The sequence below is a fragment of the Anaeromyxobacter paludicola genome, from assembly GCF_023169965.1.
In the GTDB taxonomy this organism is placed as follows: Bacteria; Myxococcota; Myxococcia; order Myxococcales; family Anaeromyxobacteraceae; genus Anaeromyxobacter_B; species Anaeromyxobacter_B paludicola.
In genome coordinates this window covers 62,898-88,717 of sequence record NZ_AP025592.1, presented here as the reverse complement: position 1 = coordinate 88,717, position 25,820 = coordinate 62,898, and the positions used below count along the sequence as shown (strand labels likewise).

20 protein-coding genes and 1 tRNA gene are annotated in these 25,820 nt (G+C 75.1%); 8 read left to right on the top strand and 13 right to left on the bottom strand.

Features of this window, described 5'->3' with window-relative positions:
- Positions 1-2: 2 nt before the first annotated feature.
- Genes AMPC_RS00410 through AMPC_RS00400 form a run of 3 tightly spaced genes read left to right on the top strand, consistent with a single transcriptional unit; the run spans position 3 to position 7,386 of the window.
- Complete coding sequence (locus AMPC_RS00410) at positions 3-1,616, top strand: lactate racemase domain-containing protein (RefSeq protein WP_248343547.1); 1,614 nt, start codon at positions 3-5, stop codon at positions 1,614-1,616.
- On the top strand, positions 1,613-6,361 hold the full coding sequence (locus AMPC_RS00405) for an AMP-binding protein (RefSeq protein WP_248343546.1): 4,749 nt from the start codon (positions 1,613-1,615) through the stop codon (positions 6,359-6,361). The genes AMPC_RS00410 and AMPC_RS00405 overlap by 4 nt, the downstream gene beginning before the upstream one ends.
- Positions 6,358-7,386 carry an NAD-dependent epimerase/dehydratase family protein gene (locus AMPC_RS00400; RefSeq protein WP_248343545.1) on the top strand — a complete coding sequence of 343 codons (1,029 nt, stop codon included), beginning with the start codon at positions 6,358-6,360 and terminating at the stop codon, positions 7,384-7,386. The genes AMPC_RS00405 and AMPC_RS00400 overlap by 4 nt, the downstream gene beginning before the upstream one ends.
- Here the strand turns inward: AMPC_RS00400 and AMPC_RS00395 are convergent.
- The 7 genes from AMPC_RS00395 to AMPC_RS00365 all read right to left on the bottom strand — a co-directional run bounded on the left by AMPC_RS00395 (position 7,358) and on the right by AMPC_RS00365 (position 12,320).
- Entirely contained in the window at positions 7,358-7,672 is a 315-nt protein-coding gene (locus AMPC_RS00395; RefSeq protein ID WP_248343544.1) for a hypothetical protein, read from the bottom strand. The genes AMPC_RS00400 and AMPC_RS00395 overlap by 29 nt on opposite strands.
- Positions 7,673-7,847: 175 nt before the next feature.
- Positions 7,848-8,477 (bottom strand): hypothetical protein, encoded by a 630-nt coding sequence (locus AMPC_RS00390; protein WP_248343543.1) that lies wholly within the window; start codon positions 8,475-8,477, stop codon positions 7,848-7,850.
- A 167-nt stretch (positions 8,478-8,644) separates the two neighbouring features.
- Positions 8,645-9,343, bottom strand: coding sequence for a hypothetical protein (locus AMPC_RS00385; protein ID WP_248343542.1), 699 nt, complete (start codon positions 9,341-9,343; stop codon positions 8,645-8,647).
- Between the two features lie 152 nt (positions 9,344-9,495).
- Positions 9,496-9,774, bottom strand: coding sequence for a hypothetical protein (locus tag AMPC_RS00380; protein WP_248343541.1), 279 nt, complete (start codon positions 9,772-9,774; stop codon positions 9,496-9,498).
- A gap of 178 nt (positions 9,775-9,952) precedes the next feature.
- Positions 9,953-11,302, bottom strand: a complete 1,350-nt coding sequence (locus AMPC_RS20450) for a hypothetical protein (RefSeq protein ID WP_263009627.1) — start codon at positions 11,300-11,302, stop codon at positions 9,953-9,955.
- Between the two features lie 241 nt (positions 11,303-11,543).
- Positions 11,544-11,618 (bottom strand) — tRNA-Cys (locus AMPC_RS00370).
- 45 nt (positions 11,619-11,663) lie between these two features.
- Positions 11,664-12,320: a hypothetical protein gene (locus AMPC_RS00365; RefSeq protein ID WP_248343540.1), complete on the bottom strand. Its 657-nt coding sequence runs from the start codon at positions 12,318-12,320 to the stop codon at positions 11,664-11,666.
- A gap of 276 nt (positions 12,321-12,596) precedes the next feature.
- On the opposite strand from AMPC_RS00365, the gene AMPC_RS00360 reads away from it, so the two are divergent.
- Both AMPC_RS00360 and AMPC_RS00355 read left to right on the top strand, forming a co-directional pair.
- Positions 12,597-14,129 carry an ArnT family glycosyltransferase gene (locus tag AMPC_RS00360; RefSeq protein ID WP_248343539.1) on the top strand — a complete coding sequence of 511 codons (1,533 nt, stop codon included), beginning with the start codon at positions 12,597-12,599 and terminating at the stop codon, positions 14,127-14,129.
- A gap of 108 nt (positions 14,130-14,237) precedes the next feature.
- Positions 14,238-15,884: a hypothetical protein gene (locus AMPC_RS00355; protein WP_248343538.1), complete on the top strand. Its 1,647-nt coding sequence runs from the start codon at positions 14,238-14,240 to the stop codon at positions 15,882-15,884.
- Between the two features lie 59 nt (positions 15,885-15,943).
- Here the strand turns inward: AMPC_RS00355 and AMPC_RS00350 are convergent, their stop codons facing one another.
- Positions 15,944-16,642, bottom strand: a complete 699-nt coding sequence (locus AMPC_RS00350; RefSeq protein ID WP_248343537.1) for a glycine/sarcosine/betaine reductase selenoprotein B family protein — start codon at positions 16,640-16,642, stop codon at positions 15,944-15,946.
- Between the two features lie 24 nt (positions 16,643-16,666).
- Positions 16,667-17,173, bottom strand: a complete 507-nt coding sequence (locus AMPC_RS00345) for a peroxiredoxin (protein WP_248343536.1) — start codon at positions 17,171-17,173, stop codon at positions 16,667-16,669.
- Between the two features lie 123 nt (positions 17,174-17,296).
- Between AMPC_RS00345 and AMPC_RS00340 the strand changes: the two genes are divergently transcribed.
- The 3 genes from AMPC_RS00340 to AMPC_RS00330 all read left to right on the top strand — a co-directional run bounded on the left by AMPC_RS00340 (position 17,297) and on the right by AMPC_RS00330 (position 20,290).
- The gene (locus tag AMPC_RS00340) at positions 17,297-17,506 is read left to right on the top strand and encodes a helix-turn-helix domain-containing protein (RefSeq protein WP_248343535.1); all 210 of its coding nucleotides are present in this window, start codon (positions 17,297-17,299) and stop codon (positions 17,504-17,506) included.
- A 156-nt stretch (positions 17,507-17,662) separates the two neighbouring features.
- The gene (locus AMPC_RS00335) at positions 17,663-18,505 is read left to right on the top strand and encodes a metallophosphoesterase (RefSeq protein WP_248343534.1); all 843 of its coding nucleotides are present in this window, start codon (positions 17,663-17,665) and stop codon (positions 18,503-18,505) included.
- An 87-nt stretch (positions 18,506-18,592) separates the two neighbouring features.
- Positions 18,593-20,290 (top strand): aldehyde dehydrogenase family protein, encoded by a 1,698-nt coding sequence (locus AMPC_RS00330; protein ID WP_248343533.1) that lies wholly within the window; start codon positions 18,593-18,595, stop codon positions 20,288-20,290.
- Between the two features lie 3 nt (positions 20,291-20,293).
- On the opposite strand, the gene AMPC_RS00325 is transcribed toward AMPC_RS00330, so the two are convergent.
- The 4 genes from AMPC_RS00325 to AMPC_RS00310 all read right to left on the bottom strand — a co-directional run bounded on the left by AMPC_RS00325 (position 20,294) and on the right by AMPC_RS00310 (position 25,764).
- Positions 20,294-20,587 carry a hypothetical protein gene (locus AMPC_RS00325; RefSeq protein ID WP_248343532.1) on the bottom strand — a complete coding sequence of 98 codons (294 nt, stop codon included), beginning with the start codon at positions 20,585-20,587 and terminating at the stop codon, positions 20,294-20,296.
- Positions 20,580-21,026, bottom strand: a complete 447-nt coding sequence (locus AMPC_RS00320) for a carboxymuconolactone decarboxylase family protein (protein ID WP_248343531.1) — start codon at positions 21,024-21,026, stop codon at positions 20,580-20,582. The genes AMPC_RS00325 and AMPC_RS00320 overlap by 8 nt, the downstream gene beginning before the upstream one ends.
- Before the next feature lie 207 nt (positions 21,027-21,233).
- Positions 21,234-22,022, bottom strand: coding sequence for a HEAT repeat domain-containing protein (locus tag AMPC_RS00315; protein WP_248343530.1), 789 nt, complete (start codon positions 22,020-22,022; stop codon positions 21,234-21,236).
- 1 nt (position 22,023) lies between these two features.
- Positions 22,024-25,764 carry an Ig-like domain-containing protein gene (locus AMPC_RS00310; RefSeq protein WP_248343529.1) on the bottom strand — a complete coding sequence of 1,247 codons (3,741 nt, stop codon included), beginning with the start codon at positions 25,762-25,764 and terminating at the stop codon, positions 22,024-22,026.
- Between the last annotated feature and the right edge of the window lie 56 nt (positions 25,765-25,820).

Here is a 25,820-nt window from a genome sequence, read left to right as displayed (position 1 = left end):
CCATGCGAACCCCGAGCAAGCTCGCCCGGCTCTACGAGGCGACCGAGTCGATCGTCACCATCGAGAAGGACTCGGCGCCGCGCCTCCTCTTCTCCGGCGAGGACCTGCTCCTCGAGGACCTGCCGGTGGGGACCAAGGTCATCTACCCGCGGCCGCCCATCGAGGGGCTCACCAACGTGAAGGCCGCCATCCGCTGGGCGCTCAACCACCCGGAGGGCACCGACCCGCTCCACGCGAAGCTGCGGCCGGGCATGAAGGTGACGATCGCGCTCGACGACATCTCGCTGCCGCTCCCGCCCATGCGCACCCCCGACGTGCGCCAGCAGGTGCTCGAGGTGATCCTGCCGCTCCTCGCCGACTCGGGCGTGGACGACGTGCACCTCGTCATCGCCATCTGCCTGCACCGGCGGATGACCGAGGCCGAGATGCGGCGCATGGTGGGCGACGCGATCTTCGAGGAGTTCTACCCGGACCGCTACTACCACCACGACGCCGAGGATCCGGACGGGCTCGTCACCCTCGGCGAGACGCGCCACGGCGAGAAGGTGGTGATCAACCGGCGCGCCGCCGAGTCCGACCTCCTCATCTACGTGAACCTGAACCTCGTCCCCATGGACGGCGGCCACAAGTCGGTCGGCACCGGGCTCACGAGCTACGAGGGCGTGAAGGCGCACCACGATCCCGGCACCATCAAGAAGTGCCACTCGTACATGGACCCGGCCCGCTCCGAGATGCACCGCAGCGTGGACCGGATCGGCCGCGTGATCGACGAGCACCTCGACGTGTTCCACGTCGAGACCACCATCAACAACCGGATGTTCGACGGTCCGATGGAGTTCCTCCAGAAGCGCGAGGACGACTTCACCGACCTCGACCGGCTCAAGCTCGCCGGGCTCCGCGCCACCCTGAAGCGGCTGCCGCGCGTGGCGAAGCGCAAGCTCTTCCAGGCCATCCCGGCGGCCTACGACGTCATCGCCGTGCACGCCGGGAAGACCGAGCCCACCCACGCGAAGATCCTCGAGAAGAGCTTCGAGCAGTACCTCGTGGACGTGGACTTCCAGGCCGACATCGCGGTGATGGGGATCCCGTTCATCTCGCCGTACAACGTGAACTCGATCCTGAACCCGCTGCTCGTGCAGGTGATGGCCTGCGGGTACTTCTTCAACTTCTACCGGGGGCGGCCGCTCGTGAAGAAGGGCGGGACGCTCATCGTCACCCACCCCTGCTCCGACGAGTTCGACCCCGAGCACCACCCGTCGTACATCGAGTTCTTCCACCGGCTCCTGCCGGAGACGCGCGACTCGGACGTGCTCCAGGCGAAGTACGAGGAGGAGTTCGCGCGGAACCCGAGCTACGTCCACATGTACCGGACCGGCCACGCCTACCACGGCGCCCACCCGTTCTTCATGTGGTACTGGGGCGAGAACGGGCGGCAGCACCTCGGCCGGATCATCGCCGTCGGCGCCGACAACGAGCACGTGCCGCGGCTGCTCGGCTGGGACAGCGCCGCCACGCTCTCGGAGGCGATCGACATGGCCCGCTCGGAGCACGGGCGCGGCGCGCAGATCGCGATGCTCCACCACCCGCCCATCGTGATGACCCAGAACCTGGGATGAGCGACCACCGCCACCTTCACGGGCAGGGCCTCCGCCCCCCCTCCCCGGCCCTCCCCCGCTCCGAGGGAGAGGGTGGGACGGCCCGCCATCCCCTCTCCCCCCGCGGGGGAGACGGACGGGAAGCGGGGGCTGCTCCCCTCGACGTCGGCGCGGCCCTGCGCGGCCGCTCGCTGCTCCTCACCGGCGCCACCGGCTTCGTCGGCAAGGTGACGCTGTCGATGCTCCTGCACCGCTACCCGGAGGTGGGGCGGATCTTCGTGCTGGTGCGCCCCGGCACCGGCGGCAGCGCCGAGACGCGCTTCTTCGGCAAGGTGGCGCCGAGCCGCCCCTTCGACCCGCTGCGCGAGGCGCACGGCGCCGGGTTCGAGCGGCTCCTGCGCGACAAGTGCGTGCCGCTCGCCGGCGACGTGACCGCGCCGCTCCTCGGCCTCTCCGAGGCCGACCTCGCCCGGCTCGAGGGGCTCGGCGCCGTGATCCACTGCGCCGGGCTGGTGGACTTCAACCCCTCGCTCGACCTCGCGCTCAAGGTGAACGTCCGCGGGGCGGGCCACGCGGCCGAGCTCTGCCGCCGGACCGGCGCGGCGCTCCTGCACGTCTCGACCTGCTACGTCGCCGGGAACCGCGACGGCGTGGTGTTCGAGGACGAGCCGGTGCAGGGCTACTTCCCGCGCCGCGAGGGCGTGGCCGCCCGGCCCAAGGCGCCGCCGCTCGCGGCGGCCGACTTCGAGCTCCAGGCGGAGCTCGCCGACTGCGAGCGGCGCATCGCCCGCGTGCGCGACGAGGCGGAGGATCGGGTGAACCTCTCGGCCTTCCGCGCCGCCGCCGCCGAGCGGCTCCGGGCGGAGGGGCGCGACCCGGCCGACGAGAAGGCGCTCCGGCTCGCGGTGGGGCGCGAGAAGCGGCTCTGGATCTCGCAGCGGCTCGTGGACCTCGGCATGGACCGGGCGCGCCACTGGGGCTGGCCGAACACCTACACCTTCACGAAGTCGCTCGGCGAGCAAGAGGTCGCGGCGGCCGGCGTCCGCGCCGCCATCGTCCGCCCGTCGATCGTGGAGAGCGCGCTCCGCTACCCGTTCCCCGGCTGGAACGAGGGGTTCACCACCAGCGCGCCGCTCGCCTTCGTGGGGCTCGAGGGGCACCGCACCTTCCCGGCGGCGGAGAAGCTCATCCTCGACGTGGTGCCGGTGGACCTGGTCGCCGCCGGGATCATCGCCGTCGCCGCGGACCTCCTCGCCGCGGCGCCTCACGCCAGCTCCCCCGCGTGCCTCCTCCCCTCTCCCGCGCCGGCGGGGGAGGTTCAGGGAGGGGGCTCACCCCCGCTCCAGGTCTTCCACCTCGCCACCGGCGACGTGAACCCGCTCTGGATGCGCCGGTGCGTGGACCTGACCGGCCTCTACCGGCGCCGCTTCTACAAGGAGCGCGAGGAGGGCCACCGGGCCTGGAACGAGCTCCTCTCCCGCTTCGAGCCCTACCCGGCGAGCCGCGGCCACTACGAGGCCTTCAGCGCGCCGGCGCTGCGGCGGCTCGCGCGGAAGGCGAGCGCGCTCGTCCGCGAGGGCGCGCCGCGCTGGGGCGCCCCGCGGCTCTCGGCGCTCGCGGGCCGGGTCGCCGACGGCCTCGACGAGGTCGAGGCGCAGCTGGCGCGGACCGAGGCGCTCTGGGAGCTCTACCTGCCCTTCGTCTGGGAGAACCGGTACGTCTTCCGCTGCGCCGGCATCCGCGCGCTCCGGGCCCGGCTCCCGGAGGCCGACCGGGCGCGCCTCCCGTGGGACCCGGAGCAGCTCGACTGGCGGACCTACTGGCTCGACGTCCACATGAAGGGGCTCGAGGAGTGGGTCTTCCCCGGGCTCGAGGAGGAGTCGCGGAAGAAGGTCCACGCGGTGAAGCAGCCGCGCGACCTGCTCGAGCTGCTCGACGCCGCCTGCGACGCCTGGCCCCGGCGCGTGGCGCTGCGCATGTCCGGCGCCGAGAAGGAGCGCTTCACCTTCGGGGAGCTGCGCGCCTTCGCCGAGCAAACCGCCCGCCACCTCGCCGCGCAGGGGGTGGCGAAGGGCGACCGGGTGCTCCTCGCCTGCGAGAACCGGCCGGAGTGGGCCGCCGCCTGGTTCGGGATCGTCCGCGCCGGCGCGGTGGCGGTGCCGGTGGACGCGGCGCTCACCCGGGCCGAGCTCGAGACCCTGGCCCAGGCCGCCTCGGCCCGGCTGGCGCTCCTCTCGGAGGAGGTCTCGGCCCGGCTCGACGCCCCGGCGGCCCTGGGCCCGGCCCGCGCCGTCCCGCTCGCCGCCGCGCTCGGCGGCGCCGACCACCCGCTCCCGCCCCGCGCCGTCTCCCCCGACGACGCCGCCTCGCTCATCTTCACGAGCGGCACCACCGGCGCGCCCAAGGGCGTCCTCCTCAGCCACCGGAACTTCACCGCCCTCGTGACCCGGCTCGCCGGGATCTTCGACGTGGGCCCCGGCGACGGCCTGCTCTCGGTGCTGCCGCTCCACCACACCTTCGAGTTCGCCTGCGGGCTCCTCACCCCGCTCTCGCGCGGCGCCGAGGTGGAGTACCTCGACGAGCTCACCGCCGACACGCTCGGCGACGCGCTCGCGAGCGGCCGCGTGACGGCGATGATCGGCGTCCCGGCGCTCTGGTCGATGCTGCACCGGCGCATCACCCAGGAGCTCACGGCCCGGCCCGGGCTGGCGGCGGAGGCGGCGCGCGGGCTCATGAAGGCCAACGCGGCGCTCCGCGACGAGCTCGGCGTGAACCTCGGCAAGCTCCTCTTCTGGCCGGTGCACCACCGGCTGGGCGGGCGGCTGCGGATCCTGGTCTCCGGCGGCTCGGCGCTGCAGCCCGAGGTGCAGCGGGCCTTCCACGAGCTCGGGTTCGACCTCTACGAGGGCTACGGGCTGACCGAGGCGGCGCCGGTGCTGGCGGTCTCGCGGCCGGAGGACGGCGCCCGGGCCGGCAGCGTGGGCCGCCCGCTCCCCGGAGTGGAGCTCCGCATCGACGCGCCCGACGCGGACGGCGTGGGCGAGGTGCTGGCGCGCGGGCCGAACGTGATGCTCGGCTACTTCCGGCGCGGCGCCGACGAGCCCGAGGTGGACCGGGCGCTCACCGCCGAGGTGCTCGAGGACGGCTGGCTGCGGACCGGCGACCTGGGCCGGCTCGAGCCGGACGGTCGGCTCACGCTGGTCGGCCGCAAGAAGGACGTCATCATCGACGCCGACGGGAAGAACGTCCACCCGGACGAGGTGGAGGAGCTGTACCGCGCCGACGGGCTGCTCAAGGAGCTCTCGGTGGTGGGGCTGCCCGACGGCGGGGGCGAGAAGGTGGCCCTGCTCGCCGTGCCCGAGTACGAGGGGCGCGACCGCGACGAGGTCCGCCGGCGGGTGGAGGCGCACCTGCGGCAGGTCTCGGCCCGGCTGCCCTTCCCGAAGCGGGTGAAGGTGTGGCACCTCGTGGACGAGCCGCTCCCGCGCACCTCCACCCGCAAGGTGAAGCGCCGCGAGGTGCAGGCCATCCTGCGGCGGCTCGAGGCGGCGGCGCAGAAGGGCCGGCGGGTCCGCGAGCAGCCGGGGCGCGGCGACGGCTGGCTCCTCGAGCTCTTGGCCGAGGTGTCGCGGCGGCCCCGCGGCGAGGTCACGCCGGCGGCGCGGCTCGCCGGCGACCTGGGCTTCGACTCGCTCATGCACACCGAGCTCGCGGCCGCGCTCGAGGAGGCCGGGGTGCCGGCCGGGATCGCCGAGCAGGCCGCGCAGGCCGAGACCGTCGGCGACCTCTCGCGGCTCGTCGCCGGCGCGGCGGCCGGCCGGCGGGAGGCGCGGGGCGACGAGCCCGCGCCGGAGCGGGAGGGCGCGCCGGCGGAGCTCCCGGTGCCCCCGCTCGTCGCGGCGCTCGGGCGCAAGCTCCTCGCCGTGGGGCAGCAGGCGCTCTACCGCGACGCCTACCGTCTGAAGGTCACCGGCGCGGCCTACGTGCCCTGCGACCGGAACTTCATCGTGGTGGCGAACCACGCGAGCCACCTCGACATGGGGCTCGTGAAGGTGGCCCTGGGCGACGCGGGCGCCAAGCTCGCCGCCCTGGCGGCGAAGGACTACTTCTTCGACACCCGCTGGAAGCGGGCCTACTTCGAGAACTTCACCCACCTCATCCCGATGGAGCGGGCCGGCTCGGTGCGCCGCAGCCTGCGCGCCGCCGAGGAGGCGCTGCGCCGCGGGCTCCACCTGCTCGTCTTCCCCGAGGGGACGCGCTCCCGCGACGGCCGGATGGCGCCGTTCAAGGCCACGGCGGGATGGCTCGCGCTCACCTGCGGGGTGGACGTGCTGCCGCTCTACATCCACGGCACGCACGAGGCGCTCCCGCCCGGGAGCGTCCTGCCGCGGCGCGCCCAGCTCGAGGTGCGCATCGGGCAGCCGATCCCGGTGGCGGAGCTGCGCCGGCGGACCGCCGCGCTGCCGAAGGGCGACGCCTACAAGGCGGCGACGCAGGTGCTGGAGGAGGCGGTGCGGCGGCTGGGAGGGCTCCCGCCCGCTGAGGCCTCCGAGGTCCGCCCCCTCCCCGCCCCTCCCCCGCCCGCGGGGGAGGGAGAAGCCTCGGGTCCCCTCTTCTCAGACCAGGCCAGCTCCAAGCGGTCTCCCCTCTCCGCAGCCAAGGCCGAGCCCCAGCTGTCTCCCCTCTCCCCCCGCGGGGGAGAGGGCCAGGGAGAGGGGGCCCGCCCCGCCGCGCCGCTCTCCGCCGCCCCGGAGGACCTGCCGTGAAGCTGCTCGTGACCGGCGCCACCGGTTTCCTGGGCTCGCACCTGCTGCCCTTGCTCGCCGAGGCGGGGCACGCGCTCCGGATCCTCGCTCGCGGCCCGGCGCCGGGGCCGGCCGCGCTCGGCGCGGAGGTGGCGACCGCGGGGCTCACGGATCGCGACGCGCTCCGGCGCGCGCTCGAGGGCGTGGACGCGGTGTACCACCTCGCCGGCCAGGTGGAGTTCGACCCCGACGACCCCGCCGCGCTCTACGACCTGCACGTCCAGGGCACGCGGGTCCTGCTCGAGGAGGCCGCCGCGGCCGGCGTGGGCCGGGTGATCCTCGCCTCGTCCTCGGGGACCATCGGCCTCTCGCGCGAGGCGCGGGTGGCGACCGAGGACGACGACTACCCGCTCGCCGTCGCAGCGCCCTGGCCCTACTACCTCTCCAAGATCTTCCAGGAGAAGGCGGCGCTCCGGATCCACCGCGACACCGGGCTGCCGCTCGTGGTGCTGAACCCCTCGCTCCTGCTCGGCCCCGGCGACGAGCGGCTCGGCTCGACGGTCGTGGTCTGGAAGTTCCTCCAGCGGCGCGTGCCGGCCATCCCCGGCGGCGGCCTCTCCCTCGTGGACGTCCGCGACGCGGCCCGGGCCTTCGCCGCCGCGCTCGAGCGCGGCCGCCCCGGCGAGCGTTACCTGCTCGGCGGGCACAACCTCACCTTCGCCGACCTCTTCGGCCGGCTCGAGCGGCTCTCCGGCGTCTCCTCGCCGCGGCTGCGGCTCCCGCCCGGCGTGAACGTGGCCGGCGCCCGCCTCGCGGAGCGGTTCCACGCCTGGCGCGGCAGCGAGTCCGCGCTCGACGCGCCCTCCGTCGAGATGGGCGAGCGCTTCTTCTACGTGGACTCGGCGAAGGCCGCGCGCGAGCTCGGCTTCGCCCCCCGCGACCTCCAGGAGACGCTCTTCGACACGGTCCGCTTCCTCGAGGCGCGCTTCGGGCGTCCCGCCGGGCCGTCCTGGGCGGCTACATCACCCCGCCCGCCACGTCCCTGAGCTTGCGCACCCGCGCCACCCCGCACTGCGCCCCGCAGGCGGCGCAGATCTCGTAGGTCATCTCCTTCACCACCAGCACGTCCGGATGCTTCTCGGCGGGCGCCAGCTCCGCCCCGCAGTCCGGGCAGGAGAGTGCGGCCACCCGCTCCGCCCGGCGCAGCACCTGCGAGCGGCGGCGCTCCGGCGGGCAGCGCCGGCACTCCACGCCGTAGAGGTAGCCGGTCTCCTCGCGCGGGGGGACCGCGTCGAGATCGGCGCCGCAGTACTGGCAGAGCTCGGTGGCCACTCGCCACTCCTAGCGCGTCGGCGGAGGCCGCGCCCGACCGGCGGGCGCGCGGCGAACGCGGCCGCGGGCAGGAGCCCCTGCTGCCCAGAACGAGCGAGCCCGGAGCCGGCCGCGGCTCCGGGCCCGACCTCGGGCCAGCGCCCCGAGGGCGCTGGCCGCGAGGGAGCTGCGCGGGCTAGTGGCCCCAGTTCTGCCCGTGGCAGCTGGAGCAGGCGGTCTGCGTGCCGGCGACGCCGCGATCCACCACGCTCTTCACGCCGGGATCGCTGCTCAGGTGGCAGAAGAAGCAGACGGCCGAGTTCATGGTGGAGCCCCCGTTCCAGCCGGCGACCACCTTCCAGTGGATCGCGGCGACCGGGTCGTGGTGGCACTGGCCGCAGCTGTCGTACGTGATCTTGTGGGTGTCCGTCTGGTGCGCCGAGGCCGCCGCGGCTCCGGTGGCCGAGTGGCACACGGTGCAGTCCGAGATCAGGAAGCGGCCCCCGGACTTGTGGCAGGAGGAGCACGAGAAGCCCGCGATCGCATGGTGCACGGCCGCCGCGCCGGTCGCCGTCGCCATGCTCGTGTGGCACTGCAGGCAGTCGGCCAGGGTGAGGGGGACGACTCCGGTCTGGGTGGTGCCGCCGGTCCCGCCCCAGCTGCCGCCGGAGGAGCCACCCCAGGTGCTGGTCGAGCCCGAGGAGCCCCAGCTGCTGGTCGAGCCCGAAGAGCCCCAGGCATGGGCGAGGACCGGGATCATGACGATCAGCGCGGCCAGGGTGAGCTGCGAGAAACGGAACTTGGAGTTCGTGCGGAAGCTCGACATGGGCCCCTCTGTCAGGTGAAAGCGGGGCTGACATGCGGCGCCACTGTGCGCCTTTGCCCACCCCGACCGACAAGATGCCACGAGGCGCTGCGAGCTTGGGGGAAAAAGTCACGGGCCTGGTAACGTGAGGTGAACGTCGGCGGCGGGTTTTTCGCGCCGCCCAGGGCTCATCCACTCGTCGACAGGAGCGCGAGACCTGCCGCGGCCGCGGCGAAGAGGCTCCCGACGATCCGGCCGAGGCGCGACCAGCGCGACGGCTCGCGGGTTACGATCCGCGCGCACGGCGCCATTCGCGCCCGTGGATCCCAAGGGGCCGACCCCGAGCCCTCCTCCGCCCCCGCGCCCTCGGCGGACGCGGTGGGCGCGGCCGGGTCGCGCGCGTCGGAAGGCGCATCCGGCGCCTCTGGGAGCGGCGGCGCGAGGCGCTGCACGAGGGCCGGCGCGACGCGCTGCAGGACGGGCGGAGCGCTCGGCCGCGGCGGCGGCTCGCGCCGCGCCTCCCGCTCGGCCAGGAGCGACTCGCCCGCGTCCACCACCGGCGTGGCGTCGTCGCCGTCCCAGGTGACGAGGAGGTCGGCCCCGGCGGCCTCGACCGCCGGCGCCTCGTCGCGGAGCGGGTCCGGGATCGCTGCCACGATCCGCAGCCCGGCCGCGCGGGCCTCCTGGAGCTCCTCGAGGAGGGCGCGCCACGGCTCGCCACCGTGCTCGAACACGAAGAGGCCGCCGCTCGCGTTGGCGAGGATGAAGGCGCGCTCGGTCTCCCCCGCGATCCCGACCACCACCCGGTGCCGCTGCCGGAACGCCGTGGCCACCGCACGCACGAACGGCCGCGATCCGGCCACCACGATGCCCCCCGTGTACGCCACGGTACGGGAAGGTATCCGAAGGCGCGGTCGGCCGGCAGCCCTTGAAGACGGGAAACCCCTTCAAGTACCCACGCTTGGGTGCACATTCATCCGGTCACCCTCACGGCCCACCGCCTTCGGGCGACCGGGCTCACCCGCTCGGGCGAACGCGTTCAGGCCACGCGGCTCACCCGCGATCCAGCGCCCCGCCAGCAGAAGCCGCAGCGGGGCGCGCCGTCAGCGGGCTCCTGACCGCCGCCGGCCCGGAACGCCGCCGCGTCCGCCTCGAGGGTCCGGATGAGCTCGCGCGCCATCTGGAGGATGAGCTGGGCGTTGGCCCGCTCCACCTCGTCCTCGGCCGCGGCCGCGACCTGCTCCAGCTCGGGGAGGGCCTGCCGCAGGGACGCGCCGAGCAGCTGCTCCACGCAGGCCATCGCCGCCGCGGGGGACATGGGACGGGCCTCCCTGGCCGGCCTGTCCTCCCCACCGCGACTCGACGATCCCATCCCGACCTCCCGGCCGCCCATCTCTGGAGCCGCCTCGAGAAGGCTACTCCTTCGGGGAGCGGCGTGGGAGCCCGGAACCGGGTGGGACGGCCCTCCAGGGGGCCGTCCCACCGGCGGCGCCGCCTCAGAACTTGGTCAGGGTGCTCGCCCCGGAGTTGACGACCCACATGCTGGCTCCGTCGAAGGCGACCGCCTCCGGCTGGCAGCCCGCCGGGCCGACCGCGTACTTCCCCGCGATGGCGCCGTCGAGCGTCAGGCGGAAGGCCTTGGCGCAGGGGCGGCAGCTCGCCCACATGGCCGTGCCGTCGAAAGCGATCCCGAACGGAGAGATCCCCATCGTGAAGCTCTTCACGAGCGAACCGTCGGCCGCCTTCAGGATGCTGATGGTACCGGTGCCGTCAGGCGTCCCGCCGATGGCCGTGTCGCTCCCCTGGTTCGTGACCCACATGTTCGTCCCGTCGAAGGCGAGCCGCTCCGGACGCTGGCCCACCGGGTAGGTCGCGACCAGCGTCCGGTCGCGCGCGATCTTGCTGACGCTGCCGGCGCCGTAGCTCGCCACCCAGACGTACGTGCCGTCGAAGGCGAGGCCGTGCGGGTTGGCCGGCACGTCCACCTGGCCGAGCACCGTCCCGTCCACCTTGAGCTGCCAGACGCGCGCGCAGCCGTTGCAGGAGACCCAGATGTACGCGCCGTCGAACAGGACGTCGTACGGGTCGATGCCGCAGCCGAACCGGCCCAGCTCCAGGCCGTCGGCCGCGCGCACCTTCGAGACGGCGCCCTGCTGGCCCGCGATCCAGACGTTCAGGCCGTCGAAGGTGATCCCGCGCGGCTGGGGGACCACCGCGAAGGTGCCGAGGAGCGCGCCGTCGCTCGCGCGGTACTTGGAGACGGAGTCGGTGGCGTTGCTCGTGACCCAGAGGTTGGCGCCGTCGAACGCGATGCCGGCCGGCCGGGTGCCGGTGGAGAAGGTGTTCGCGGCGGTCTCGTTCACCGCGTACCAGCGCAGCGCGGCCACGCGCGCCGGGTCGAGGCCGGTGCCCGGCGGCCCCTGCGGCCCCGGATCGCCCTTCGGCCCCTGCGCGCCGGTCGCGCCCGTCGCTCCCTGGGGACCGACGGGGCCCGCGAGCCCCTGCGGTCCCTGTGGCCCCGGCAGTCCCTGCGGGCCGGCCGGGCCTGGGGCGCCCGTGTCGCCCTTCGGCCCGGGATCGCCCGGGACCCCCGGCGTTCCGGCGGCGCCCGCCGGCCCTGCGGCGCCCGCCGGCCCGGCCGCGCCGGCCTGCCCCGGCGCGCCGTTGCAGGCGTACACGAGGCCCGTGGTGAGCGTGATCTCGGTGCCGCCCGACGGGCAGTGCGGATCCCCCGGCGCGAGGACCGTCGTCCCCACCACCTCCTGCGCCACCACGCCCTGCGCCGGACTCGACTTGCTGCACGCCGCGACGAGCAGCAGCGCCGCGCCGCATGCCATCCGCTTCATGGTCTTCCCCCTCCCCGGCGGGCGCCCTGGAGGCGCGCCGGTCACCACAGGCGCACGCCGCGACCCCGTCCCCCGTGGACGGGCCCACGGCCGTTGCTCGCTGGAGGCTGCCCCGAGCCGCTCGACGACGCGCGCGCCGCCACACGTTACGTGAACGGTTCCGTCAGCTGGCTCGGGATGGCGGGGTCGGGCTTTCGGACTCACCCGGGCGGTCGCACAGGGCGACCGCGGGGAGGAAAGTTGGAGGCACCGGGCGGATTCGAACCGCCGAATACGGATTTTGCAGACCCGGGCCTTACCACTTGGCGACGGTGCCCCATTCCTGACGGAGGAGGGTTCTATCGGCAGTGGCCGGGGGCTGTCAACGCGCGAGCGCGCCCCCGGGCCCGGTGGCCGGCGCGCGCGTGCTGGAGGCCGAGCCTGCGGGAGCGGCCGGCCCGGACGGGAGCGGCGCTCCGGGACAGCCCGGCTGGACCTCCGCCCGCGCCACCCGCACGCCCCGCTCCGTCAGGGCGCGCAGCATCGAGGGGAGCTCGGCGCGCGCGGCGGTCGCGCGCGACGGCGCGGCGCGGACCGCCACCTCCACGCCGGCCGGCGAGTGCGCGAGCCTCACCTCGAGCGCGCCTCCGAGCGACAGGCTCAGCTCGGGCGACTCCCGCTCGCGCCGGTGCAGCGCCAGGACGAGCCGCTCGGCCGCGAGCGTGGAGCCCGCGGAGCGCGCCGCCGGCGGCGACGAGGAAGGCGCCGCCGCCGACACCATCGCGCCTCCGGGTCCGGCTCCGGCCGACGGCGCGGGCGCGCCGGCGAGCCGACCGGGGTCCTCGCCGGGCGGCGCCGGCGACGGCTCGGCCACGCGGCCGGGCTCCCCGCGCCCCCGCTCCGCCTCGGCCCCGAGGTCCATGGCGCTCCGCCGGTCGCGCAGCACGTCCGCGCCGCGCTCGGCCCCCTCCCGCCGCTCGGTCGCGAGCCGCGCCGCGCCGCGGGCGGGCCCCGGCCCGACGCCAGCGCGCCCGCCCACGGCCGCGCCCTTCGCCGCCCGCGACAGCCAGAGAGAGAAGGGGCGCGCCGGGACCTCACGGGCCGTTGCCAGACGAGCTCCGCGCTGCGTCGCGCCGGCGACCCCTTCCCTCTCCGTCATGCGGGGCCGGGAGTGCAGCCGGCGTGCCGGGCCGGGAAGACGTGCGGCGCAGCACCCGTGGCGCGCGCACGGCCCGGCGCTCCGGCCGCGGCGCGGCCCCGGGGTCCGCGTCCCAGCCGCCCCAAGGGCGCGGCGATGCACTAGACTCCGGGCCCCTTGCGCCGCCTCGCCATCCTCATCTTCCTCGGGCTCCTGTACCTCCCCGCGCTCGGCGCGTCCGAGTCCGGCACCCACCCCGACGAGTCCTACTACCTCGCGATCAGCGCCGAGATGGACCGCGAGGGCGCGTGGCTCACGCCCACCATGGACGGCGCGCCGTTCTGGTACAAGCCGCCGCTCCTCTACTGGGCGGAGCGGCTCACCTACGGCGCCTTCGGCCGCGACTTCTTCGCGGCGCGGCTGCCGGCGGCGCTCTGCGCGGTGGCGCTCGCCCTGGCGACCGGGGCGCTGGCGCGGCGGCTCTACGGCGAGCGGGCGGCGCTCCCCGCCACGCTCCTCACCGCGACCACCTTCGGCTTCCTCAAGTTCGGCCGCATGGCCATGATGGACGCGCCCATGGCGCTGGCGCTCGCCGTCGCGGCCCTCGGCGCCTGGCGGGCCTCGGAGGAGGAGCGGCCGCGCCAGCTCCTCCTCTGCGGGCTCGGGGCGGCGATGGCGACCCTGCTCAAGGGGCCGGTGGGCGCGGTCCTGGTGCTGCTCGTGGCCGGCGGGTTCCTCGCCCTGCGGCGCCCGCGCCTCCTCGCCTCGCGCCACACGCTGCTCGCCTTTCTGCTCGGCGCGGCGGTGGCGCTGCCCTGGTACGTCCTCTCCCTCCTGCGCCACGGCCACCGCTTCTGGCAGTTCTTCGTGGTCGAGCAGAACGTCGATCGGTTCCGCCACGCCTGGACCTGGAGCGGCGAGGCGACCCTCCTCGTCGGCTTCCTCGTCTACCTCCTGCCCTGGACCTTCCTCTTCCTCGGCGCGCTGCCGGCCCCGCGGCGGCTGCGGGAGCCGGCGGTGCTGCTCCCGGCGCTCTGGGTGGCGGCCGTGCTGCTCCTCTTCACGGTGCCGTCGCTCAAGTGGCCGCACTACGGGCTCGCCTGCTCCCCCGCCGCGATCCTGCTCGCCTGCCGCGCGCCGCCGCCGCGCTGGGCGCGGGTCGCCACCGGGATCGTCCTCGCCGGAATGGGCGTGGTGCTGCTCCTCGCGCTCCGCTTCCCGCTCCCGGCGGCGGGCCGCCTCGGCGCGGTGCTCGCGGCGGCGGGGCTCCTCGCCGGCGCGGCCGCGGCGCTCCGCGGGAGCGTCTCCCTCGGCGCCGCGCTCGGCGGGCTCGGGCTCGCCGCGGTGGCCGGGCTGGTGGTGCCGGCGGTGAACCCGCCCGCGCTTCCCCCGGGCGCGCGCGACGCCCTCGACGGACGGGAGGTCTGGTTCTACGGCCCGCCGCCGCCGGGCGTCTTTACCCTCGCGCTCGGCCGGCCGGTGCACAAGGCGTGGGGCGCGCAGGCCGCGGCCGACGTCCTCTCGGCGGGCGGGGTGGTGATCGCGACGGAGCCGCACCTCCGCGAGATCCCGTTCCGCGGCGAGGCGCGCGAGCTCCTGCGCTGGCGACACCTCCCGGGCTACCTGCCGGCGGGCGCCGTCCTGGCCGCCTGGCGAGCGGGCGATCCCACGCCGCTCTTCGAGCCCATGGTGGCCGTGACCCGCCGCTAGCTCGACCCAAGCCCGGGCTTTCCGCCCGCTGTCCGTGCCCGCAGCTTTCCACTCGCCGGCCGGGCGCCCGTCCCCAGCGAGGGTCGCCCCGCCGCGGCGGAGGCGACGATGGCGGGACGGCGGGGAGCTCTCGTGGCGGTGCTGGCGGCGCTCTCCCTCGCCTGCGGCAAGAGCGCGTCCGGGACGCCGGCGGGCGGCGGCGTTCAGGAGAACCAGGACGACGGCGGCACCTCGCCCGCGGCGGACGGCGGCGCGACCGGGGACGGTGGCGGAGACGGCGGCGCGGATGCCGGCGCGCCCGACGGCGGCGCCCCCGACGCCGGCCCGGCGGACGGCGGCGGCGCGGACGGCGGCGGCGCGGACGGCGGGACCGACGGCGGGACCGACGGCGGCGTCACGCTCACGCCCGCCCCCAGCCAGGGCGGCTGGACGGTCTACGGCGCGGCGCAGGGGCTCTCGAGCGACGTCCACGACGCGTCCGCCGACGAGGGGGGGAACGTCTACGTGGCGGGCTACGACGCGCTCTACGTGAAGCGGCCCGGCGAGCCCTACTTCCACCGCGTCGATCCCGACGCCGCCGGGCTCACCAAGAGCTGCTCGACCACCCTCGACCCGACGAACCCGCTCGACTGCCCGAACGCGATCCCGACCTCGCAGCCCGACGCGCTCTGCCCGGTGATCTCGGTGGCCGGCGCGGCGGCGGGACAGGCGGCGGTCGGCTACCAGGGGCGCGGCACCGACGGGGACGCCGACCTCACCTGGTGCCTCGACTCCGGCGGCGTGGACCTCGTCGCCTTCGACGGCGCGAGCGTCACGCGCACGCGCCACGTGCTCATCGCCTCGCCGCCGGGCACGGTCTGCGAGACGCGCGGCTACGGCCCGGGCACGCCCAACCCCTGCCCGACCTGGGACTTCACCTGGACCGAGGGGCGGCGGAAGCTGCGGCAGGTCTACCGGGTGGTGGTGAACCACCTCAAGGGCACGCCGCAGTACGGCGACGTCTGGATGGGCGGGACCCACGCCACCTTCTCCGTGCTCCTCGCCAACGCGGCCTTGCGCGGCTGGCGCGATCCGGCGAACCAGTGGCCCGACTCGATGGGCGTCTGGGAGCACGACCACCCGGCCATCGCCTCCAACTCCGGGCTCTTCCTCACCGGCGAGGCGTGGGCCATCGCCATCGACCCGACCACCGGCGATCCCTGGGCCTCGAACGGCTACCGCACCGCCTCCAAGGCCGGGTACGGCGCCATGCCGAACGGCGGCTGGTGGCAGCCGATGTGGCCCGCCTACAACGGGACCAACCAGCAGCTCTCGTACTGGGACGTCTGGCCGGACGGGACCCTCGACGCCATCGACCCGGCCGCCATGGACGCGACGAGCGCGATGTGCTTCTTCGCCGACGGCACCCTCTGGCAGGGCTCCTCGATCCACGGCCTCGTGCGGCGGGCGCCGGACGGGACGGCGACCTACCTCGACCTGCCGGGCGGGCTCGGGAACAGCGTGGGCGGGCTCGGCTGCGACGACTCCGACGGCTCGCTCTGGGTGGGGTTCGCCTGGGGCGGCATCGGCCGCCTGAAGAACGGCGCCTGGACCGGCACGCCGGCGGGGCTCTCGCCCATCCTGGCGCAGCCGGTGCGCAGCGTGCAGATCGACCGCTGGTCGAAGCCGCGCGTGGTCTGGTTCAGCCACCTCGCGACGAAGGACAAGACCGGCAAGGTCACGCCGGGCGGGCTCACGAGCTACGGCGGGCCGTGAGCGGCGCGCCGCGGGGCTCCCCCTCCCTCGCCCTCCCCCGCGCGCGGGGAGGGAACGCTTCACGGCGCCCCGTAGTCCTTCTCGATGACCTCTCCCGGCCTGGGCTCGGCGGTGAGGAGCGCCAGCGCGTCGGAGAGGATCCACTGCTGCAGGGCCGGGTCGTTCGGCTTGCCGAGCGAGTGGCCGGGCACGAAGCCCTTCGGGTAGAGCGCCCGCGGCGGGCGCGCCTGCCGGCTCTCCTCCGGCTCGACGGTGATGAGCACCGTCGGGATGCCGATCATCTCGATCACGCGCTGCACGGTGACCACCGTGCGGTGGCAGAGGCGTCAGCCGCCGGTGAGGAGCACGGCGTCGGGCCGGGCCCGGTCCACCTCGCGGACGAGCCGGGGGATGGTGGTCTCGCGCAGCTCGCGCAGGGCGGTGGAGAAGCCGAGCGAGAAGTGGCGGTCGGTGAGCCCGCCGATCCGCTTCTCGGCGCAGAGCGCCCGCAGCCGGTCGATGGGGAAGATGCAGTTGAGGTCCTGGTCGGCGCAGGCGTGGTCGTAGTGCGCGTCGTCGTAGGCGAGGTCGGCGGCGCTGGCCTGCCCGTCGATCACCCGGTAGGTCGCGTCGCCCTCGACGTCGAACGGCGGGTCGGACCGCATCCGCACGCCGGCCGTGGAGACGATGCAGACGCTCGCCTCCTCGAGCCGGGTGCGGAGCGGCGTATAGGGGACGCAGTAGCGCGACAGCTCCAGCGGCTTGTCCTCGTTCGGCATGTCCCCTCCGGCGCCGGTGCGGCGCTACTTCAGCTTGTCGAGCGCCGCCATGATCTTGTCGGTGGGCGGCTGCTCGGAGATGTCGTGGATGTCGATGTAGGCGATCTTCCCCTTCTTATCGACGACGAAGATGGCCCGCTCGCAGAGCCCGCTGTCCCCCCGGAGCACGCCGTACTTCATGCTGACCGCGCCGTGCGGCCAGTGATCCGAGAGCATGGGATAGGAGAAGCTGCCGAGCGATTTCGCCCACGCCTCGCTGCTGTGGACCTGATCCGTGCTGATGCCCAGGACCTGGGCGTCACGCCGCTCGAACTCGGAGAGATCCTCCTCGTACGAGGGCATCTGCACGCTTCAGACGGGCGTGAACGCGGCCGGGATGAACGCCAGGACCACGTTCTTCTTGCCGCGGTAGTCCGAGAGCCGGACCGGCTTCTTGGCCCCTCCTTTACCGGCGGTGTCGCCGGTGGCTGGGAGCTCGAAGTCGGGCGCCTCGTCGCCGACCTCCAGCTTGTAGACGGGCTTGTTGGCCATGTTGCTCCTTTCGACACCGGGGAGTCCGGGGTGTGCTCCGTCACTTAGGGTCACCGTTCACCCACCGCCAGCCCCTAAAAGGACGCGGCGCGCGGCGGGGCGGCGGCTAGATGGCTCGACTGCATGGACCTGCTCACGCGTTTCGCCGGTAACGTTCGCCGCCTGCGCGCCAAGAAGAAGTTTTCGCAGAAGGCCCTCGCCGACAAGATCGGGATCTCGGTCTCGTACGTCTCGATGCTGGAGCGCGGCCAGCGCTCGCCGCCGCTCGAGACCATCGAGAAGATGGCCAAGGCGCTCGGCGTCACGGCGGCCTCGCTGCTCGGCGGCCGCTAGCGAAGGCGCCCGCCGGCGGCCCCGGCGCGCCGGAGCCCTCCTTGGCAGGACCCGGCTCCTCTGCGACACTGGCGGTCCCCCCTCCGCACCACCCCGGATGCCGGGCGGGCGAGGGCCGGAATCCTTCCCGCGCGCCGCAGGTTCTCACTCGTCCAGATGGCTCTCGATCGCCGCGCATTCCTGAAGGGGCTCGCCGCCACCGTCGCGGCGGGCGCCGCCCTGCCCGGGCTGGCGGAGGCCGCCACCCGCGCCGGCGAGGACCCGCCGCTCCAGGGCGAGCGGCGCACCTTCACCGTGGCCGGCCTCCACCCGGCGCACGACGGGCTGCGGGTGGCGCAGCTCTCCGACCTCCACGTCGGCCCGCGCACGCCGCCCGAGCGCATCCGCGCCGCCATCGAGGCCGCCAACGCCTTCCGGCCCGACCTCGTGGTCCTGACCGGCGACTACGTCTGCAACCAGCGGCGCGAGGCCGGCGAGGTGCGCGAGGCGCTCGCCGGGCTCGAGGCGCCCACCGTCGCCGTGCTCGGGAACCACGACTACTGGACCGATCCGCGCGCGGTGGCGCGCTCGCTGGTGCGGCTCGGCTACGACGTCCTCGAGAACGAGAACACCACCCTCACCCTCCGCGGCGAGCCGTTCACGGTGGTCGGCGTCGGCGACCTCTTCACCGGGAACGCCCGCCCCTTCGCCGCCCTGCGCGGAGCGCGCCGGGGCGGCTCGCGGATCGTGCTGGCGCACGGCCCGAAGACGGCCGACCTGCTCAAGCTCTCCGGGGAGCCGCTGCTCTGCCTCTCGGGTCACACGCACGGCGGGCAGATCAACATCCCCGGCGTGACCCGGGTGCTCCTGAGCGCGCTCGCGCACGAGCCCTACGACCGCGGCCTGTTCCACGTCGGCCCGGTGCAGCTCTACGTGAACCGCGGCGTGGGCAACGCCGCGGTCCGGGTGCGGGTGAACGCCGCCCCCGAGGTGACGCTCGCCACCCTCCGGGCGGCGTAGGTCCGCCGCGCGGGCGGGCGGGGGACTCCAGACTGACTCCGGGCAGCGTGGCGGCCGGGGGGCCGCCGTGTTAGCGCATGGTGCACGATGACCGCCGCGCCCGACCCCGCCGCCCCGTCCACCGCCGCCCTCGAGGCGGCGCTCGCGCGCGTCCGCGCCGGCGCCCCCGCGCTCGCCCGACTCCCGCTGGCCGACAAGGCGAGGCTCGCCCGGCGGCTGCGCGAGGGGATGGCGCGCGTGGCCGGCCCGAGCGCCCTCGCCGCGAGCCGCGCCAAGGGCACCCCTCCCGGCTCGCCGCTCGAGGGGGAGGAGTGGATCTCCGGCCCCTTCGTCACCCTGCGGCTGCTGCGCCAGGTGGAGGAGTCGCTCGAGGCGCTCGCCCGCGGCGGCTCGACCCCGCTCGGCCCGGGCCGCCGCCTCGAGGACGGACGCTGGGAGGTGGACGTCTTCCCGGAGACCTGGCGCGACCGGCTGCTCTTCCCCGGCCTGCGCGCCGCGGTCCGGCTGCTGCCGGGCGCCACGCCGGAGCAGCGGGCGCGCTTCCACCGGGCGCCGGATCACGGGGGGAAGGTCTGCCTCATCCTCGGCGCCGGGAACATCAACTCCATCCCGACCACCGACGTGGTCACGAAGATGTTCAACGAGGGCAAGGCCTGCCTCCTCAAGCTCTCCCCGGTGAACGCCTACCTCGAGCCGTTCATCCAGGAGGGCTTCGCCGAGGCGATCCGGGCCGGCTTCCTCGCGGTGGTGCAGGGCGGCGCGGCGGAGGGCTCGTTCCTGGCGCACCACCCCGAGGTGGACGAGCTGCACGTCACCGGCTCCGACCGCACCCACGACCTGCTCGTCTGGGGGCCGCCCGGGCCGGACCGGATCGATCGGCTGGCGCGCGGGGAGCCGCTCCTCCGCAAGGAGATCACGAGCGAGCTCGGCAACGTCTCGCCGGTGATCGTGGTGCCGGGGCCGTACAGCGATCGCGAGCTCGCGTGGCAGGCCGAGAGCATCGCCGGGATGGTGACGCACAACGCCTCCTTCAACTGCAACGCGGCCAAGCTGCTCGTCACCCCGCGCGGCTGGAGCCGGCGCGACGAGCTCCTCGATCGCGTGTACGGGTTCCTCGAGGCCACGCCGGCGCGGGCGGCCTGGTACCCGGGCGCGGAGCAGCGGTACGAGCACCTCGCGGCCGGCCGCGCCCGGGCGCGCCGCACCCCCGGAGCCCCGGGCGCGCTCCCGTGGACGCTGATCCCCGGGCTCGACGCCGAGGACCGCGGCGAGCGCGCCTTCCGCACCGAGCCCTTCTGCGCCATCCTCTCGGAGACGCCGCTCGGCTCGGACGACCCGATCCGCTTCCTCGAGGCCGCCACCCGCTTCTGCAACGAGCGGCTCTGGGGCACGCTCAACGCCGGGCTGGTGGTCCACCCCGCGGTCGAGGCGGATCCCGAGGCCTCGCGGGCCCTCGAGGCGGCCATCGACCGGCTCCGCTACGGCACCGTGACCGTGAACGTCTGGCCGGGGTTCTCCTTCGCGCTCGGCTCGACGCCCTGGGGGGCCTACCCGGGCGCGCCGCTCGACGACATCCAGAGCGGCCGCGGGTTCGTGCACGACAGCCGCATGCTCGAAGGCGTCGAGAAGTGCGTGGTGCGCGCGCCGCTGCGCGGGCTCGTGAAGCCGCCCTACTTCCCGAGCCACCGCACCCTGGGCCGGCTCGGGCCGCGCCTCGCGGCGCTCGAGGCCGCCCGCGGCTGGGCGGCCCTGCCCGGCGTGGTCGCGGCGGGCGTGCGCGGCTGAGGGTCAGCCCGGCGCGGCGCCGGGGTCGCCGAAGGCCGCCCCGAGCTCCCCGCGCTCCAGCGGGAGGAGCGCCTCCGCCCGCCGGGCCAGCTCCGCGTCCGGGAGGTCGCCCTCGAGCTCGGCGAGCCCGAGGGCGATGGGGAGCCGGAGGTCGTTCCAGGGCGCGCCCTGCAGCTGCAGCCGGAGCGCGGCGCGGGCCATCGCCGCCTGCCAGCGCCGGGTGGTGCGCAGCCGCCCCTCGCGGCGCTCCAGGATCCCCTCCGCCTCGAGCGCCGCGAGGGCCGCCGCGTCAGGCATGCCCCGCGACCTGGGTCGCCTGGGTCGCCTGCGTGGCGCTCGCCGCGCCGGCGTGCAACCTCGCGTAGGCCACCATCTCGAGCGTCTCGCGCCGGAAGGTGTCGTAGTCCACCTGCTGGGCGTTCAAGAAGGTGCTCGCGGCCATGGTGTGCGCCGCCATCATGCTCGCCTCGGCGATCTCCTCGTCGGTCGCGCCGAACAGCCGCGCCGCCTCGGTGTGGAAGAGCGCGCAGTACCGGCAGCGCGTCGCGCCGGAGACCCCGAGCCCGATGAGCTCCTTGTACTTGTTCGGGATGCGCGTCTCGGCGAGCTGGAAGTCGCGCATCGTCGCCCAGAAGCCCGCCGCCGCCGACTCCGGGAGCTCGTCCACCCACCCCGGCACCTGCCCGAACAGCTGCGTGAGCTCTTCCCGCATCTTCGCCACGTCGCTCGCCGCCATGGTCTCGCCTCCGCCTCCGCGCCGCTGTCGGAGGTGCGGCTGACTTGGTCACGCCGGCGCCGCCGGCAAGGGCGGCGGCGCGTGAGCGGGCGTTGACGCCCCGATCGCTCGGGAACTTGGGAGCCTGGGGCCGGCGGGGAAGAAGCGCGGCCCCGCCCCGGACCGCGGCGAGCGGGCGGGACAGGGACGCGGACGCCGAGGCCTCGGTCAGCGCGCGCCGAGGGCGAGCAGCAGGAACGCCCGCTCGTTGCGCGAGAGCTCCCGCTGGGCGTGGGCCGCCAGGGCCGCCCGGGCCTGCGGCGTGCCGATGTGGCCGAGCGCCTGGATCATGGGGATCCGGAGCTGCTCGCCGTCCAGGCTCCCGTCGGACGCCGCCGCCTCGAGCGCGGCCGACAGGGCCGCCGCCTGGCCCTCGCCCCCGACGCGGGCGAGCCCGAGCGCGGACTCCTGGCGGACCCGGAGCGGCTGCCCGGGATCGGCCGCGAGCTTCACGAGCTCGTCCGCCCTCCCGGGATCGCCCGTCCGGCCGAGCGCCTGGGCGGCGTTGGCCCGGGTGATCGCGGGCGCGTCCGACTCGGCGATGCGCGCGAGCTCGTCCGCGGCCTTCGCGCTCTTCATCTGGCCGAGCGCGGCGGCGGCCCGTGCGCCGTAGCGCGGGTCGGTGGAGGCCACCTCGGCGAGGAAGCGCGCCCCGTCGGCCCCGCCCACCTTCGAGACCTGGATGAGCGCCTCCTCCCGGGCGGCGCCGTCGCCAGCCCCGCGCCACACGGCCTCGAGGCGCGGGACCGCGTCGGGCGCCTTGGCGATGGCGCGCACCAGCTCGCGGCGCGTGGGGAAGTCCTGCTCCGTCCGCAGCCGCTCGGCGGCGGCCGCGGGCGGGAGCGCGGACGGCGGCACCGGGGCGGAGCGCCCCGGCCACCATCGGGTGGCGAGGATCAGGGCTGCGGCGCCCAGGAGGACGGCGCAGCCTGCGGCGAGGCGTCGTGCGCGCGTCATGCTAGCGGTTCACGTTGGTGACGGCGCTGCCGATGAGCTGCCCGCCCGCGTAGACCTCGAGCTTCACCGGCCCGGCCGGGACCGCCGTCCCGGCGGCAGCCGCCTTCGCGGTGAGCAGGTTGATGAGCGACTGCCGGTCGAACTTGACGGTCAGGTCGGGCACGCCGTTCGAGTTGTAGTCGCCGACGGAGGCCGAGACCGCGTTGACGATGGCCGAGACGCCGCTCGGACCGCCGAGCTTCAGCGATGCCCGCTGCGGGACCAGCAGGGACACGTTCTTCCCTTCGACGTAGAGCGTCACCACGCTGCTCCCGCCGGTGCGCAGGTTGAGGGTGGTGGGGTTGAGCACCTCGGTCCAGTTCCTGACGTGCACCGTCCGCTTCTCGGTGGTCGTCAGCCCGGCCAGGTCGGTGGCCGTGCAGGAGACGGTCAGGTCGCCGTCGAGGAGCCTCAGCGTGTCCACCGTGACGTCGAGCTTCGCCTGCGTGGTGGTCGGGACCAGGGGCGCGTCTCCGAGCTGGCAGGTCACGTCCTGGAAGTAGGAGACCTGGGAGGCGTCCACGCTGACCGCGAGCGGGCCGGCGACGTAGGCGCCGTCCACGGGCGCGACCAGGAAGCCCTTGGGCGCGTTGTTGACGGCGATGATGGTCACCTGCTTCGTGGTCTGGTTGCCGGCGCGATCGGTCGCCGTCGCGGTGATGGTGAACGGGCCGTCGTTCCCGAGCGTGTTGGTGACGAAGTCGAGCGAGCACTCCGCGCTCTCGCAGGTGCGGGTCGAGCTCCCCGCCTGGATCGTGACGCTCGCGACTCCGCTCGTCGGGTCGTCGGCGCTGGCCGTGATGGCGATGCCGTCGTGCACGTAGGCCGGGAGGCTGCCGAGGCCCAGGCCGGGAGGCGTGTTGTCCACCACGAGCGGGAGCGAGATCGAGCGGGTGTTCCCGACGCCGTCCGCGACCTGGGCGCTCGCGGTGTACGCGCCGTCCGGGAGCGTGGTGGTGTCGAGCGAGGAGATGGCCGGGAAGCTCGGCTTCGCGACGCGGGTGCCGTCCGGCCAGGCGACGGAGGCGACGCCGGTCCAGTCGTCGCTGGCGTTCAGCGCCAGCTCGACCGTCCCGCGCACGAACGCTCCGGGCGCGGGGGACGCGAACGAGCCGGTCGGCGGCGTGTGGTCGTAGATGACCGTCCAGCTCAGGGTGGTCGCGCGGCCCACCTCGTCCGTCACCGTCACCGAGAGACCGTTCGGCCCGTCGGCCAGCGCGAGCGCGGCGGCGGAGAGCGCGCCCGCGGAGGAGCGCGCGTTCGTGAACCTCTGCCCGTCGGAGAAGACCACCGTGGTGGCGGTGAGATCGTCCACGTGGAGGATCACCGGCAAGGTGTCGCGGGCGGTCGCCCAGGGGATGGGCGTCAGGTCGTCCACGGTCACGACGGGCGCGGTGAAGTCGAGGAGCACCGCGACGCTCTGGGTGGCGGTGTTGCCGGCGGCGTCGGTGGCGAGGAAGGAGAGGGTGTTCCAGCCCTCGCTGCCCTGCAGGTCGATGGTGCCGCTGACCTTCCCGGTCGCGTCCGGCGTGAACTGCTGCCCGCCGGCGCTCACCACCACCGGGGTCGCGTCCGAGACCTGGAGCTCGAACGGGATCCCGAGGGAGCTGCCGAACGCCTTCCCGGCCGCGGGAGCGACGGCGACCAGCGACGGAGGAACGGTGTCGAGGACGGTGCTGGCGGTGAGCGGGGAGCTCGCGTTCCCGGCGATGTCGGCCGCGGCGAAGACGAGGGCGTTGGTCCCCTCGGCGAACGTGAGCGACACGCTGAACGAGCCGTCCGGCTGGAGCGCCACCGGGATCTCCGCCCCGTTCAACGTCAGCTTGACCCAGTCGAGCTTGCTCCGATCCTTCACCGAGCCGGACACCGTGCGCGCGGCCTGGTTGGTGTACGGCGGGAGGGTGTCGAGCGTCAGCGCCGGCGGGGTCACGTCGGCGACGCAGGCCATCTTCTGCGCGGCCGGGTCGAGATCGCACTCGTACCTGGGCGAGCAGTCCGCGTCCCCGCCGCAGGTGGTGAGGCAGGCGGTGGCGCCGCAGACGTAGGCGTCGCAGCTCACGGTCACCACGGTCCCGCAGCTGCCGTTGCCGTCACACGTCGCGGCCGCCGTCTGCACGCCGGCGCCGCAGCTCGCCTCCCGGCAGGCGGTGGACGCGCTCGGGTAGGTGCAGGCGGCGCGGCTCGTCCCGTCGCAGGCGCCGCCGCAGGCGGTGCCGTCGGAGGCGCAGGCGGGGCGGCCGTTCTGCGGCGCGCCCGTCACCGCGACGCAGGTGCCGGCGCTCCCGGCGACGTTGCAGGCCTCGCACTGGCCGGCGCACGCGGTGTTGCAGCAGACGCCGTCCACGCAGGAGCCGCTCGCGCAGTCGCTGGCGGCGCCGCAGGCCGCGCCGTCGGGCTTGCCGTAGGTGGCCACGGTGACGCTCGAGACGACCGGGCCCTGGCCGACCTTCCCCGTCAAGGTGAGCTTCAGCTCCAGGTAGCGACCGGCGACGCCGGAGCCCTGGAACGACGTCCCGTTCGACACGGTGACCCAGGGAGCGCCGGCGAGCCCGGCGGCCGCGTCGGCGGCCCGGACCTGCGCGGTCACGCCGGTCGTCGGGCCGACCCAGCTCACGGTGCCCCAGATCGCCCCGGCCGCCCCCGCGTCCTGCACGACGTCCCAGCTGCCCTTCGCGACCCAGGCGCGGAGCTGGGCGCCGGTGAAGTCGGAGGAGGTGCCGTAGTAGCCGGTGAGCGGGGTCACCTGCGCCGCGCCCGCCACGAGCTTCGCGTAGCCGCCCTGGCCCGCCACGAACAGGCTCCCGTCGGCGGCCTGGTCGATCCCGTAGCCGGCGACCGGGGCCGTCCCGATGGTCTGCTGCAGCGCTCCCGTCGCGGAGAAGCGGTAGGCGGAGCTGCCGCCGGTCGCCCAGAGGCTTCCGGCGGCGTCCACCGCGACCGCCGTGAGCGGCGCGACGGCCGACTTCACGACGCAGGTCTTCGCGGAGAGGTCGATCGACAGCAGGCCCTGCTGGCCGCTCGCCCAGAGGCGCCCCGCCCCGTCGAGCGCGAGGCCGCTCAGGGGCTGCAGACAGCTCGCCGTGGCGGTCTTCGCGCTTCCGGAGATCTGCCGGACGTTGCTCCCCTCGGCGATGAAGAGCTCGCCGTCGCGGGCCAGCAGGGCGGCCGGGAGCGCGAGGTTTCCGACGGTCCCGTTGAGCACCACCTGCCCGGACGCGGAGACCTTGTAGAACGCGACGTTCTTGCCGGCCCCGGGAGCGGCGACCCAGACCGAGCCGTCGGAGTCCACCGCGATCGCCGGGGCGAGCGTCCCCGGCGTGGACACCGGGATGGTCTTCTGGCTCGCGCCGAAGCGCGTCACCGCGCCCACTCCGGTGTTCACCACCCAGGCCTGTCCGTCCATGTCCACGGCGACGGCGGCGGGCATCCACTTGGTCCGGTCCGCTCCGCAGGCCGGGCAGTCGGCCGGGATCACGCTGTCGAAGCTCGTGCTCGCCCCGGTCGCGGTGTCCACGCGCAGGACCGCGCCGCTGCCCTTGCCAGCGATCCAGGCGTAGCCCGGCGTCGAGGTCGGGACCGAGAGCGCCAGGTTGCCGCTCCCGTCCACCTTCACGTTCGACGACGTCCCCGCCCCGAAGCTCGCGCCCGCGTAGGTGACGCTGGCGCCGGAGACGACCGCGCCCGCGACCGCCGGGAGCGCCATCGCGACGAGGGCCGCCGCGATCGGGCGGCGAAGGCTGGCGAGGCGACACGCGCCCG